The 13,390-nt window shown below is 68.3% G+C and carries 13 protein-coding genes; 2 read left to right on the top strand and 11 right to left on the bottom strand.

Translation table 11 applies throughout. The annotated features are described in order from the left end of the window. Positions 1–5: 5 nt before the first annotated feature. From rfbA to IPP91_09145, 3 genes are read right to left on the bottom strand one after another with little or no spacing between them, the layout of a single operon-like run. The gene (gene rfbA, locus IPP91_09155; protein MBL0142235.1) at positions 6–884 is read right to left on the bottom strand and encodes a glucose-1-phosphate thymidylyltransferase RfbA; all 879 of its coding nucleotides are present in this window, start codon (positions 882–884) and stop codon (positions 6–8) included. 3 nt (positions 885–887) lie between these two features. After that, a complete protein-coding gene (gene rfbB / locus IPP91_09150; GenBank protein ID MBL0142234.1) occupies positions 888–1,949 on the bottom strand; it encodes a dTDP-glucose 4,6-dehydratase in 1,062 nt (353 codons plus the stop codon). Further along, the gene (locus tag IPP91_09145) at positions 1,946–2,749 is read right to left on the bottom strand and encodes a glycosyltransferase family 2 protein (GenBank protein MBL0142233.1); all 804 of its coding nucleotides are present in this window, start codon (positions 2,747–2,749) and stop codon (positions 1,946–1,948) included. Before IPP91_09145 ends, rfbB begins: the two co-directional genes overlap by 4 nt. 61 nt (positions 2,750–2,810) lie before the next feature. Between IPP91_09145 and waaC the strand changes: the two genes are divergently transcribed. Next, entirely contained in the window at positions 2,811–3,779 is a 969-nt protein-coding gene (waaC, locus tag IPP91_09140) for a lipopolysaccharide heptosyltransferase I (protein MBL0142232.1), read from the top strand. Next, positions 3,776–5,059: a lipid IV(A) 3-deoxy-D-manno-octulosonic acid transferase gene (waaA, locus tag IPP91_09135; GenBank protein MBL0142231.1), complete on the top strand. Its 1,284-nt coding sequence runs from the start codon at positions 3,776–3,778 to the stop codon at positions 5,057–5,059. Before waaC ends, waaA begins: the two co-directional genes overlap by 4 nt. Here waaA and IPP91_09130 read toward each other — a convergent pair. The 8 genes from IPP91_09130 to IPP91_09095 all read right to left on the bottom strand — a co-directional run bounded on the left by IPP91_09130 (position 5,034) and on the right by IPP91_09095 (position 13,365). Next, positions 5,034–6,359 carry a TolC family outer membrane protein gene (locus IPP91_09130; GenBank protein ID MBL0142230.1) on the bottom strand — a complete coding sequence of 442 codons (1,326 nt, stop codon included), beginning with the start codon at positions 6,357–6,359 and terminating at the stop codon, positions 5,034–5,036. The two genes, waaA and IPP91_09130, sit on opposite strands and share 26 nt — an antisense overlap. An 86-nt stretch (positions 6,360–6,445) precedes the next feature. Beyond that, on the bottom strand, positions 6,446–6,766 hold the full coding sequence (locus IPP91_09125) for a sulfurtransferase (protein ID MBL0142229.1): 321 nt from the start codon (positions 6,764–6,766) through the stop codon (positions 6,446–6,448). Next, positions 6,766–7,419, bottom strand: coding sequence for a protein-L-isoaspartate O-methyltransferase (locus tag IPP91_09120; protein ID MBL0142228.1), 654 nt, complete (start codon positions 7,417–7,419; stop codon positions 6,766–6,768). The genes IPP91_09125 and IPP91_09120 overlap by 1 nt, the downstream gene beginning before the upstream one ends. Positions 7,420–7,706: 287 nt before the next feature. Continuing rightward, positions 7,707–8,816, bottom strand: a complete 1,110-nt coding sequence (locus IPP91_09115) for an ABC transporter permease (GenBank protein MBL0142227.1) — start codon at positions 8,814–8,816, stop codon at positions 7,707–7,709. Between the two features lies 1 nt (position 8,817). Continuing rightward, positions 8,818–9,951 (bottom strand): ABC transporter permease, encoded by a 1,134-nt coding sequence (locus IPP91_09110; protein ID MBL0142226.1) that lies wholly within the window; start codon positions 9,949–9,951, stop codon positions 8,818–8,820. Continuing rightward, the gene (locus IPP91_09105; protein ID MBL0142225.1) at positions 9,948–11,696 is read right to left on the bottom strand and encodes an ABC transporter ATP-binding protein; all 1,749 of its coding nucleotides are present in this window, start codon (positions 11,694–11,696) and stop codon (positions 9,948–9,950) included. Before IPP91_09105 ends, IPP91_09110 begins: the two co-directional genes overlap by 4 nt. Then, positions 11,693–12,715 carry an efflux RND transporter periplasmic adaptor subunit gene (locus IPP91_09100; protein MBL0142224.1) on the bottom strand — a complete coding sequence of 341 codons (1,023 nt, stop codon included), beginning with the start codon at positions 12,713–12,715 and terminating at the stop codon, positions 11,693–11,695. The genes IPP91_09105 and IPP91_09100 overlap by 4 nt, the downstream gene beginning before the upstream one ends. After that, positions 12,712–13,365, bottom strand: coding sequence for a TetR/AcrR family transcriptional regulator (locus IPP91_09095; GenBank protein MBL0142223.1), 654 nt, complete (start codon positions 13,363–13,365; stop codon positions 12,712–12,714). The genes IPP91_09100 and IPP91_09095 overlap by 4 nt, the downstream gene beginning before the upstream one ends. Between the last annotated feature and the right edge of the window lie 25 nt (positions 13,366–13,390).

The following is a 13,390-nucleotide window of genomic DNA, read 5'->3' as shown; positions in this document are numbered from 1 at the left end:
CGCGGTCAGAATACGCGGTCGCTCAGCATCTCGAGGAGGTAGCGGCCGTAGGCGTTCTTCTTCATGGGCTGCGCCAGGCGCTCGACCTGGAGTGCGTCGATCCAGCCCTGGCGCCACGCGACTTCCTCCGGACAGGCGACCTTGAGCCCTTGCCGCCGCTCGATGGTCTCGATGAACTGCGCAGCCTCGAGCAGGCTCTCGTGCGTGCCCGTGTCCAGCCACGCGGTGCCGCGGCCCATGACCTCGACGGAGAGCTTTCCGAGCTCGAGATAGCGGCGGTTCACGTCGGTGATCTCGAACTCGCCGCGGGCCGAAGGCTTCATTTGCGCGGCGATGTCGAGGACGCCGTTGTCGTAGAAATACAGCCCCGTCACCGCGTAGCGCGACTTGGGCGCCTTCGGCTTCTCCTCGATGGAAACGACCTTCCCCGACGCATCGAACTCCGCCACGCCGTAACGCTCCGGGTCCTTCACGGGGTAGGCGAACACGGTCGCCCCATCGGCCTTGCCATCCGCCCGCGCGAGCTGCCCGCTCAGGTCGTGGCCGTAGAAGATGTTGTCGCCCAGCACGAGGCAGCACGGGTCGCGGCCCACGAAATCGCGCCCGATGACGAACGCCTGCGCGAGGCCCTCGGGCTGGGGCTGGACCGCATAGGAGATCGAGAGCCCCCAGGCCTTCCCGTCCCCGAGCAATTCGGCGAATCGCGGCGTGTCCTGCGGGGTGGAAATCACCAGGATTTCCCGGATGCCGCCGAGCATGAGCGTCGAGAGCGGGTAATAGACCATCGGCTTGTCGTACACCGGCAGGAGCTGCTTGGAGACGACCTGCGTCACCGGGTAGAGCCGCGTGCCGGAACCCCCGGCCAGGATGATTCCCTTCCTCATCGCCTACGCCCTCTTCTCGTAGTTCGCCTCGATCCAGCGTCGGTATTCGCCGCTCTTCACCCCGGCGACCCAGGCCGCGTTGTCGAGATACCAGCCCACGGTTCGCGCGAGCCCGCTCTCGAACGTCTCGCGCGGAGCCCAGCCCAGCTGCGCGCGAATCTTCCCCGCATCGATCGCGTAGCGTCGGTCGTGGCCGGGGCGGTCGGCCACGTAGGCGATGAGCGCCCGGTAGCCGCCTTCGCGCGGGCGCACCCTTTCCAGGGCGTCGCACAGCGCGTGCACGACCTCGAGGTTGCGCTTCTCCGCGTTGCCGCCGATGTTGTACACCTCGCCCGGCCGGCCACGGGCAAGCACCATCCGGATCGCCTCGCAGTGGTCGCCGACGTAGAGCCAGTCGCGCACCTGGCGCCCGTCGCCGTACACCGGCAACGGCTTGCCCTCGAGCGAATTGGCGATCATGAGCGGGACCAGCTTCTCGGGAAACTGGAACGGGCCGTAGTTGTTGGAGCAGTTGGTCGTGAGAACCGGCAGCCCGTAGGTGTGGTGATAGGCCCGCACCAGATGGTCGCTCCCCGCCTTGGAGGCGGAATACGGGCTGTTGGGCGCGTAGGGGGTCGTCTCCGAGAACGCGGGGTCGGCCTCCGACAGCGAGCCGTAGACCTCGTCGGTGGACACGTGCAGGAAGCGGAAACCCTCCCGCTCGGCGCCGGCGAGCGATTGCCAGTAGCCGCGCGCGGCTTCCAGCAGCTTGAACGTGCCCACGACGTTGGTCTGGACGAACTCGCCCGGGCCGTGGATCGAGCGGTCGACATGGCTCTCCGCGGCGAAGTGCACGATGGCGCGCGGCCGGTGCTTCGCCAGAAGCGCCTCGACGGCAGCCTGGTCCGCGATGTCGCCCTGCACGAACCGGTGCCGCGAATCCTCCGAGACAGAAGCCAGATTCGCGAGGTTCCCGGCATAGGTGAGCTTGTCGAGCGTCACCACGGCCTCGCCGCCCGCCGCGAGCCAGTCGAGGATGAAATTGGACCCGATAAAGCCGGCACCCCCGGTGACCAGGATCGTCATCTGCCGGCCTTCTGCAGCTCGATGAGCTTCAGGTACTTGTGGAAGGTGTTGTTGCAGCCGATCACGACGTGCGCGAAACCGGGGCCTCCATCGAGGAAGCCCAACTTGAAGAAGTAGAACTTGAGGAAGCGCACCAGCGGATTGACGAAGAGCCGCGCGTAGCTCGCGCGGACGCCTTGCCGGTAGAGCGCCTCGGCGTGCAGCGTCGTATACCGGTACTGCTTGGCCATGTAGGTCGCGACGTCTTCCACGGAGTCGTGCAGGAGGTCGCCGTCCAGGCGCCCGACTTCGGCCGTCGTGAGGACGGCCTCGTGCACCTCGTCGTTCGACCAGCTCGCATGCGACCGGTTGAAGAGCCTCAGCGTCCAGTCCGGATAGCCTTCCCCATGGGAAAGCCACGCGCCCAGGAACCGGTTGCGACGCGCCATGCGCCAGGCCTTGAAGCGGCCGCCGGCGAGCGCCAGCTCGATCGACTTCTCCAGCTCCGGGGTCACTCGCTCGTCCACGTCGAGGCACAGAACCCAATCGTTCCTCGCCGCGGAGACGGCGAACTGCTTCTGTCGGCCGAAGCCCAGCCAGTCCCTGCGGATCACGCGCGCGCCGCGGGCCTCGGCGAGGCTCACGGTGGCGTCGGTGCTCCCGGAATCGACGACCAGCACCTCGTCGGCGAAACCGACGCTCGCGAGGAGTTCACCGATCCGCGCCTCGGCATTGAGTGCGATGACGGCAACGGTGAGGGGCAGCTTTTCGGGAGTGGAAACCACGGAGCGGCGGCAGGCCAGGGACGTCAGGACGGGCATTTTACCGCGCCGCAGGCCCCGGCCTTCGACCCGGGCATCCGCGGCCGTTCTAGAATGCGCCATGCCTTCGCCGCGCGCCCTGTTCGTGAAACTCTCCTCGCTCGGCGACGTGATCCACCTTTTCCCGGCCATTTCCGACCTGCGCAAGCACCGTCCCGAGATCGCCATCGACTGGGCCGTCGAAGAGGCCTATGCCCCGCTCATTCCCCTGCACCCGGCCGTTTCGCACGCAATTCCCGTCGGCCTGCGGCGCCTTCGGGCGAGCCTTCTCACCCCGGCCGCATGGAGCGCGTTTTCCGGGTCGCGAAGCGCGCTTCGCAAGGCGCCCTATGACTGGATCGTGGACTCCCAGGGACTGCTGAAAAGCGTGGCCGTGGCGCGGCTCGCCCGCGGCCCGGTCTTCGGTTACGACCGGCGCAGCATCCGGGAGCGCGCAGCCGCCCGCTTCTATGACCAGCCACTGGCCGTGCCGAAGAAACTGCACGCGGTCGAACGCAATCGCCGCCTTGCCGGTGCTGTCTTCGGCTATTCCCCGGATGGCCCACCCGACTACGGTCTGTCGGCGCCGCCCGTTGCGCCGGCCTGGGCCCCGAATGGCCGATATGTCGTGGCACTCCATGCTTCGAGCCGCCTGGACAAGCACTGGCCCCGGGAGCGCTGGATCGCGCTCGCGGCCCGCCTTCACGCCGAGGCGATCACCGTCGTCTATCCCGGCGGTTCGGATGCCGAGCGATCGGAAGCCGCCAGGCTAGCGGCGTCGACTCCCGGAGCGAGCGCAGCGCCCTCCATGACGCTGCTGGAAGCGGCCGGCCTGCTCGCCCACGCAAGCGCGGTCATCGGCGTGGATACCGGGCTCACCCATCTTGCGGTGGCGCTGGGTACGCCCACCGTCGGGATCTACGTCGCGACGCAGCCCGGTCTCACGGGACTGCATGGCGGCGATCGCGCCGTGAACCTCGGGGGCCCGGGCGAGGCTCCCTCCGCCGAGCAGGTCGCGCACGTCCTTTTCGGGCGCAGTGCGCCCACGTGATGGCGCGACTCGCGTACAGCGCGCTGCTCTGGGTCGCGCTGCCCTTCGTGCTGGCGCGACTCGCGTGGCGCGCGCGCCGGCAACCGGGCTATCTGCAACATCTCGGCGAGCGCTTCGGCGCCGCTCCGAGCCCGGGCGGCGCATCGGTGATCTGGGTGCATGCCGTGTCCGTAGGCGAAACCCGTGCCGCCGCCCCGCTCATCGAGATGTTGCGCCGCGACCACCCCGGCGCCTCGATCCTGCTCACGCACATGACGCCCACGGGCCGCGCCACGGGACGCGAGATCTTCGGCGACCGGGTCACGCAGGCCTGGCTTCCCTGGGACCTGGGCTTCGCGGTTCGCCGCTTCCTCGCCCGCACGAAGCCCGACTTCGGCGTGTTGCTGGAAACGGAAATCTGGCCGAACCTGCTCGCCGCCTGTCATGAGCGCGGCATTCCGGTCTTCCTCGTGAACGCGCGCCTTTCGGAGCGCTCCGCGGTCGGATATGCACGGATCGCAGGGCTTGCGCGTGAAGCCCTCGGCAACCTCTCGGGAATCGCCGCGCAGACCGCCGTGGACGCCACGCGCCTCGAAGCCCTCGGGGCCAGGAACGTCGCGGTCACTGGCAACATCAAGTTCGACCTTGCGGTACCCGACGACGACGTCCAGCGCGGCCGCGAGCTGCGTGCGCTGTTCGGGACGGGGCGCCGTGTGTGGGTCCTGGGCAGCACCCGCGACGGCGAGGAGGAACTGCTCGTCCAGGCGATCGAGGCGGCGCAGCCAGACGCGGACATCCTGGTGATCATCGTGCCTCGCCATCCGCAGCGATTCGACGAGGTGGCCTCGCTGCTGGCCGCGCGTGGCGGGCCCGTGGCGCGCCGCAGCCAGGGTGTTCCGGTGCCCGCGGGCGCGCGTTACCTGCTGGGCGATTCGATGGGCGAGATGCTGGCCTATTACGCCGCGGCGGACGTGGTGTTCGTCGGGGGAAGCCTGAAGTCCTACGGCGGGCAGAACCTCATCGAGCCCTGCGCGGTAGGCCGGCCGGTGATCTTCGGGCCGCACACGTTCAACTTCGAGAGCGCGGCGCAGGCCGCCCTGGCCGAGGGCGCGGGATTGCGCGCACGCGATGCCCCGGAGGCGGTGGCCATGGCGCTCGCCCTCCTCGACGATGGGAGCCGGCGCGCCGAGATGGGCGGGCGCGCCCTGCGCTTCGCGCAGTCGAACCGCGGCGCCCTGGAGCGCCTGTCCGCGTGGCTCTCGCCACGCGTTGCGCCTAGCCGCGCGCCAGCGCGCGGCTAGCCAGCTCGAGATCGGAGTCGGTCAGGGTGCCGGCGGCCGCGCGCAGCCGGAACGAGTTCAGGATGTAGGCGTAGCGGGCCTGCTGCAGGTCGCGCCGGGTCTGGAACACCGATTGCTGCGCGTTCAGCACGTCGACGCTCGTGCGCACGCCCACGTCGCGGCCGAGGATCGAGGAATCGAGCTGGCTCTGCGTGGATGCGAGCGCCTGCTCGAGCGCGCGCACCAGTGCGATGCCGTTGGTGACAGCGAGGAAGTTCTGACGCACCGACTGCGCGACCGTCCGCTGGGTGTTCTCGAGGTCCTGCTGCGCGCGGTCGCGAAGCGCCAGGGTCTCGCGCACGCGCGACTGCGTGCCGCCGCCGGCGAAGATCGGCACCGACAGGACGAGGCCCACCTGGGCGTTCTTCGAGGTGATGGACGCCCCCGTGAACAGCTCGCCGAGGGAGCTGGCGGGGTTGCGGTTGTAGTTGTAGTTGGCGTTGAGGTCGACCGTGGGGAAGTGACCGGCCTGTGCCCGGTCGACCTCCTGCGCCGCGATCTCGAAGGCGGCCTTCGCCACGAGCACCGCGAGGCTCGACTCGTTGGCGGCCTTCACCCACTCGTCGATGTTGTCGGGCTTGGGCCGCGGCAGCTCCAGCCGGTCTCCCAGGGGCTTGAGGGCATCCGGGAACTTGCCGATCAGCTGCTGCAGCGCGCGCTTCTTCACCTCGAGGTCGTTGGCGTCGAGGACCTCCTTGGCGACCGCCTGGTCGAAGCGCGCCTGCGCCTCGAGGGTGTCGACGATCGTCGCGGTGCCGACCTCGAAATTGCGCTTGGCCTGCGCGAGCTGCTCGGAGATGGCGCGCTTCTGGGCGTCGGAGAGCGCGACGTTGTCCTGCGCGCCGAGCACGTCGAAATAGGCCTGGGCCACGCGCAGGATGAGGTCCTGGCTGGCGGTGGTGAGCAAGGCCTCGGCCTGCAGCACCTGCTTCTGCGCCTGCGAGATTGCGATCCAGTTCTGCATCCGGAAGATGGGCTGCGACAGCGTGACGTTGAAGCCGCGCGTGGAATAGTCCAGCTGCTGGCTGCCCTCGACATCGTTGTAGTTCCGGTAGGCGCCGGCGGAGCCTGTGACGAAGGGCAGGTAACCCGCTTTCGCCTGCGGGAGCCGCTCGATGCTGGCCTGGTACTGGGCGCGTGCCGCCTGGTAGACCGGGTCGCTCACGAGGGCGTCGTGATAGACGCCGAGGAGGTCCGCGCCGTGGGCGCTGAATGCGAGACCCGAGGCAGCGAGGAGGAGGACAAGGCGTTTGGGATTCATGGGGAAGTCTTTCGTTTCGTTGTTCGATGGGGGTTTGACGACTCGGGAACGGATTCCGGATTCCGTCCGGTCGCTTCGCCGGGAATTCAGTACACGGACATGCCGCGGTCCACCGCGCGCGCCCACGCGTCGATCCCGCCGCTCAGGTTCACCACGTCCCCGAACCCGCAGTGCTCCAAGTACGCGGCAGCCCTCAAGCTTCGCACGCCGTGATGGCAGATCACCACCGTGGGGCGTTCAGGGTCGAGCTCAGCCAGGCGCGAAGGCAGCTGCGAGAGCGGGATCAGCCGGGAGCCCGCGATGCGGCACACGTCGAACTCCCACGGCTCGCGCACGTCGAGGAGCGCAACCGGGCCCGGGGCGGATGTGAGCCACGACTGCAACTCGGGCGCTCCCATGTGGCGCATCAGAAACGAAACCGCGCGGGTGCCTGCGCGTTCGTGAGGGGTTTCAGGAGCGTCTCGAAGACCTCGGTGCGTCGAAACGCCCCGCCGGGTCCCCGTTCGATGATGACGGCCTTCATCACCGGCACGTCGCCCACCACGGCGAAGAGGCGCCCGCCGGGGTTGAGCCGGTCCAGGAACGCCTGCGGCAGCTCGGGCGTCGAGCCGGTCAGCACGATCACGTCGTAGGCCGATTCTCCCAGGGGTGCGCGGGCACTGTCGCCCAGCATCAAGGTCACGTTCGCCATCCCGGCCCGCGCGAGGCTCGCTCCAGCACCCGCGTGGAGGTCGTCGTGGATCTCCGCGCTCGTGACGTGCTTCGCGCGGCGGGCCAGCAGCGCCGTCAGGTAGCCCGAGCCCGTTCCCACCTCGTACACCGTTTCCTGCGCAAGCACCGCGAGCTCCTGCAGGATCCGCGCCTCAACCTTGGGTTGCATCATCGCCTCCCCATGGCCGATGGGGATCTCCATGTCCGCGAATGCGAGGGCGGCGTGCGGTCCCGGAACGAACAGCTCGCGCTTCACGTCGAAAAGGAGCTCGAGCACAGCGGGGTCCAGGACCTCCCACGGCCGGATCTGCTGCTCGACCATGTTGAAACGGGCTTGTTCGAAGTTCATGGGGACGGGGTCCACCGGGCGGGAAGGAAAACATCGAATTGTATCAAAGCGAAGCGGGTTTCCCCGCCGGCGGGGGCGGTCAGCCGAGGGCTTCGCGGCAGCGGATCGTCGTGACCGTGCCTAAGGCCACCAGGAAAGCCGCCAGCGCGACCGCTTCCTGCCTCGAACTGCGTGCCTGCGATCAGACGGGGCAAGTCATCCATATCTTGATACCTGGGGGCTTCACGGGCGCCCGATCCTCATTCAGGACATCCTTCGAATTGACGGCGCTTCGGGAGAAGGGCCGCTCAGTACATCCGGTGGCGGAAGAGCCAGCTCGCAAGGCTCAGGCTCGCCGCGCCGATCAAGGCCATGGGCCAGAACTGGTCGACCACGAGGCCGAACCCGGCGCCCTCGAGGAACACCTTGCGCAAGACGATCAGGAAGTAGCGCAACGGGTCGATCAGCGTGACCATCTGCACGGCCTCCGGCATGTTGGCGATGGGAGTGGCGAATCCGGAGAGGATCACCGCGGGCACCATGAACACGAAGGCGCCCAGCAGGCCCTGCTGTTGGGTGGCCGAGAGCGAGGAGATGAGCAGCCCCATGCCGACGCTGGAGAGCAGGAACAGTGCGAGCGCCACGTAAAAGGCCGGCAGGCTCCCGAGGAACGGCACCTCGAACCAGAGCTGGGCCACCACGAGAATCAGCGTCGCCTGCAGGATGCCGATCACGAAGCCCGGCACTGTCTTCGCGACGAGAATCTCGCCCGGCCGAAGGGGCGTGACGAGGAGTTGGTCAAAGGTCCCCTGCTCCCGCTCGCGGGCCACCGTGAGCGCGGTCACCAGCATGGTGACCACCAGAGTGAGGATGCCGACGATGCCCGGGATGAAGAACCAGCGGCTTTCGAGGTTCGGATTGAACCAGGCCCGAATCTCGAGATTCGCCGGCGGCCCCTGCAGCCCGTGGGCGTCGATCCAGCCTTCGTTGAAGCGCTGGACGACGCTGCGCACGTAGTTGAGCGCCACCATGGCGGTGTTCGAGTTGCGGCCGTCGACGATGACCTGGAGCGGCGCGGGTCGCCCGGACAGCAGGTCGGCGGTGAAGCGGGGGCCGATGTGAATCACGACGAGGACCCGGCGTCCGTCGACCAGCGGGGCGATCTCGCTCTCTGCATGCAGTTGCGCCACCTGGACGAAGGTCGTCCCGCCACCGAAGGCGGCCAGCAGGTCACGCGAGGCCGCGCCATGATCCTCGTTGTAGACCGCGAAGGGCACCTGCTTCAGGTCGAAACTGGCCGCGTACCCGAACACCAGCAACTGGACGAGCGGCGGGACGATCAGCACCAGCCGGCTCTTGGGGTCCTTGAGCAGGGCCAGGAATTCCTTGTGAACGAGAGCGAGGATGCGCTGCCACATGTCAGTCGAGCCTCTTGCGTGACTTTCGCCATGTGATGCCCAGGAAGATCGCGGCCATCAGGACGAGCGCGAGCGCGTTGGGCAGGATCACCGACCACACGTTGCCCGCCAGGAACAGGGTCTGCACGATCGCCACGAAGTAGCGGGCGACGACGACGTGGGTGATGGCCTGCACCACGGGCGGCATGCTGCCGATGTCGAAGATGAAGCCGGACAGCAGGAAGGCAGGAAGGAAGGTGGCGATGATCGCCACCTGGCCCGCGACGAACTGGCTGCGCGCCAGGGTCGAGATGGTGAGCCCCATGCCGAGAGCCGCCAGCAGGAAGAGGCTGGAGCAGGCCCACAGCACCCAGAACGAGCCGCGCAGCGGGACCTCGAAGAGCCATACCGCCATCGCGACCGTGAGCAGCATGCCGCCGGTGCCAAGGGTGAAATAGGCGGCGAGCTTGCCCAGCAGCACCTCGCTCATGCTGGCCGGCGTGACCAGCAGCGCCTCCATCGTTCCGCGCTCCCATTCGCGGGCCATCACCAGCGCCGTGAGCAGCGCGCCGATGAGGGTCATGATGATCGCCACCAGGCCTGGCACCAGGTAGTTGCGGCTTCGCAGCTCGCTGTTGAACCAGATCCGCGTCTGCAGGTCCACCGGCATGTCCAGCCGCTGCCCACGACGCGCGGCCTGGGCGGCGAGCCAGTTGCCCCAGGCGCCCTGGACATAGCCGATGACCAGTTGCGCCGTGTTTGCGTCCACCCCGGAGACCACGACCTGGATGGGCGCCCCGTCCGGCTGGCGCAGGCGGCGCGAGAAATCCGGCTGAAGGTGGACGATGCCCTTCACTTCGCCGCGGCGCAACGCGGCCTCCGCCTCCGCCATGGACCGCTCGACGCGAGGCGCGAAATAGTGCGACCCCTGGAACGAGGCCATGAAATCCGCGCTGTCCGGCGAGGGGGACTGCGCGACGAGCGCGATGGGGACGTGGTCCGCGTCGAGCGACACACCATAGCCGAAGAGCGTCAGCAGGAAGATCGGCATCAGGAACGCGATGGCGATGCTGCTGGGATCACGCACGATCTGCAGGAACTCCTTGCGCACGAGTCCCCTCAAGCGCATGAGGGACCCGCCGCGCGTGGCGTTCATGCGGCCTCCGGGAGCGCTGTTCTCTCGACCAGCCCGATGAAGGCGTCTTCCATGCTGGGCTCGGGATTGTCGCTGGTCCGCGCCATGGCCTTGATCGCCGCCGGCTCGTCCGTGGCGAGGATGCGGCCGGCTGCCATGATCGCGAGCCGGTCGCAGTACTCAGCCTCTTCCATGAAATGGGTGGTCACCAGCACCGTCACGCCCTGGCGGGCGAGGGTGTTGATGCGCTTCCAGAACTCGCGACGGGCCAGCGGGTCGACGCCCGAGGTCGGCTCGTCGAGAAAGAGAATCTCGGGACGGTGCATGAGGGCGCAGGCCATGGCGAGACGCTGCTTGTAGCCGAGCGGCAGATCGGCGGCCAGCTGGCCGGCGTAGTCGCCCAGGTCGAACTCGGTCATCGCCCACTCGATGCGCTTTCCCCGCGTGGCGCCTGACAGGCCATAGGCCCTGGCGAAGAATTCGACGTTCTGCGCCACGCTGAGGTTGCCGTAGAGCGAGAACTTCTGCGACATGTAGCCGATGCGGGCGCGCGCGGCGGAAGCGGCATGGCGCAGGTCGAGGCCCGCAACTTCGATGTGCCCCGCGCTGGCCGGCAGCAGGCCGCAAAGCATCCGGAACGTCGTCGTCTTGCCGGCGCCGTTCGCGCCCAGCAGGCCGAAGATCTCGCCGCGCCGGATGTGCAGGTCCACGCCATCGACGGCCCAGAAGTCGCCGAACCGGCGACGCAGGCCCTGCACGCGAATGATTTCGGCGTCCGCTGCCTGGCCCGGCCGCCGTGGCGCGCCGTCCATCGCGGCGGCCTTTGCGGTGCCGTCGCGTTGCCGGCGCAACCGTTCGATGAAAACGTCCTCGAATCGCGGGGCAACCGCGCGCGCCACGAGATTCCACCGGTCGGCGAACGAACCGGGCAGGCCGGACTCGGCCACCACGAGCCGCACGTGCTCGCCCTGAACCAGCGCATCGACAACGCCGGGCTGGCCGTCCAACTCCGCCTGCAGGTCGCGATGACGGGTGCCCGGGCGGGAAACGGCCCAGGTCCGTCCGGCCATGCGCGCGCTCATGGAGGCGGGCGACCCCTGCTCCAGAATCCTTCCCTCGTGGATCATCACCACTTCGGCGCAGCGCTCCGCCTCGTCCAGGTACGCCGTGGAGAGCAGCACGCTCATTCCCTCGCTGCGCACCAGGCGATCGACGATGGACCACAGCTCGCGCCGCGATACGGGATCCACGCCGACGGTGGGCTCGTCAAGCAGCAGCAGATGCGGCGCTCGCACCAGCGTGCAGGCCAGGCCAAGCTTCTGCTTCATGCCGCCCGACAGGCGGCCGGCCAGGCGCCGCGTGAACGGGGCAAGCCCCGTCATGTGCATCAGTTCCGAGTAGCGTGCGGCCCGGGCGTCGCGCGGCACGCCCTGCAGGTCCGCGTAGAGCTCGAGGTTCTCCGCCACCGTCAGATCTTCGTACAGGCCGAAGCGCTGCGGCATGTACCCCAGCGAGGCCTGTACCCGCAGCGACTCGCGCGTGGCATCCAGCCCCAGGGCGCAGATCCGCCCGCTGTCGGGCGCCAGCAGCCCGGCGGCCAGCCGCATGAACGTCGTCTTGCCGGCGCCATCCGGACCGATGAGGCCCGTGATCACGCCGCGTCGCACGCGCAGGCTGACCGCATCGAGCGCAGTCACTCGGCGTGTGCCGACCGCGAAATCCTTGGTGAGCCCTTCGGCCTCGAGGATCGGGGCGTCGGTCGTCATTTCGCTTCGGTGCAGGAGGCCCCCTGGGAGGCGGGCTGGTCATAGGCGATGGTCACCGTGACCGGCATGCCTTGCCGCAATTCGTCCCTGCCGTTGCAGACGAAGACGCGCGCCTGATAGACGAGGCTGGTGCGCAGCTCCGCCGTTTCGACCGACTTGGGCGTGAATTCCGCCGAGGGCGAGACGTAGCCGACCCAGCCGGCATAAGGGCGGTCCTGGTGACTGTCCGTGGCAATGGTCGCGCGTGCGCCCATCGGCACCCGCCCGAGCGCGCGTTCCGGCAGGTACACACGCGCCCAGACCGGCTCGGTGAGCGACAGCGTGAAGACGGACTTCTGCGCAGAGGCCATGTCGCCCGGCTCGAGAATGCGCTTCTCGACGATCCCGAGGTCGGGCGCCTTGAGCTCGCCTTCGGAAATGTCCTGCTTGAGGCCGGCGACCGCGGCCTCCTGCGCGGCGAGGCTCGCCTCGGCCGCGGTGATGTCCTCCTTCCGGGGACCCAGGACCGTCAGCCGATAGGTTTCCTCGGCGGAGTTCAGCTGTTCCCGCTTCCCGTCCAGGTTGTTCTTCGCGATGTCGACCTGCTGCTGCGACACGAAGTTCTTCTCCACGAGGTCCTTCTGGCGCACGTAGATTTGCCGTGCGTCCTGCGTCGCTGCCTGCGCCGCGTCGCGAAGCGCCGCCGCCTGACGGATCTCCTCGGGCCGGGAGCCCGCCTTCAGCTTGGCGACCTGGCTGCGCTGGGCGTCCGCGAGTGCCTCGGCCTGCGCCAGTTGCAGCTTCAGTCGCACCGTGTCGAGCCGGGCCAGAAGCTGGCCCTTCGTCACCCGGCTTCCTTCGCGAACCAGCACCTCGGCGATGCGGCCGCTCGCGTTGAAGGCGAGCTCGACCTGGCGGATGTCCACGTTGCCGTACAGCACGAGATCCCGCCCGCCCTCGTCATGGTTCCCCTTCCACCACCACGCGCCAGCCGCCATGGCTGCCAGTACGAGGGGCACAGCGATAAGCTTCCTGTTCACTGTCGAACCCTTCCTTTCTTCGGGGCGGCCAGACCGTTGAACAGCAGGTCCAGCTGCGACTCCAGGTGGCGGCGCAGATCCAGAGGCTCCCGCTCGAAGGACTGGAAGCTGTGCTTCCAGATGATGGCGAGCAGCGGCGGGGCGATCACGATTCGCCAGACGTACTCGGCGTCGACTGGGCGGAACTCCCCGTTGGCCGCGCCGCGCTCGAGCGCGCCGACTATCATCTCCCGGCCGCGCTGGATCACCTCGTCGTGATAGAAGCGCGCGATCTCCGGAAAGTTGCCCGCCTCCGCGATGACGAGCTTCGGGATGCCCGACAGTGGCGAGCTGGCGACGCGATTCACGAACGTCGTCAGGAGCCCGACCAGCTGTTCCCGCGCGCTGACCTCTCTGCCGGCCTGGTCCTGGGCGACCTCGTCGAAGCGATCGACGAGAGCGTGGCGAACGACGGCCTTGAACAGTGCCAGCTTGTTGTCGTAGTAGAGGTACAGCGTCGCCTTTGCCACGCCCGCGCGCTGCGCGACCTCCTCGAGGCGCGTGGCAGCGTAGCCCCGCTCGATGAACAGGGAAAGCGCAGCCTTGAGCAACTCCTGCGGACGGGCATCGGGACGGCGCTGCCAGCGCGGCGCCGGCAGGGAGGCGGTCATGGGCGTCGACGCCATAAATGACTAA

It is taken from the genome of Betaproteobacteria bacterium, assembly GCA_016720855.1.
Lineage (GTDB): Bacteria > Pseudomonadota > Gammaproteobacteria > Burkholderiales > Usitatibacteraceae > FEB-7.
The sequence above is the reverse complement of the archived record's forward strand: the minus strand, read 5'-3'. Positions and strand labels throughout refer to the sequence as shown.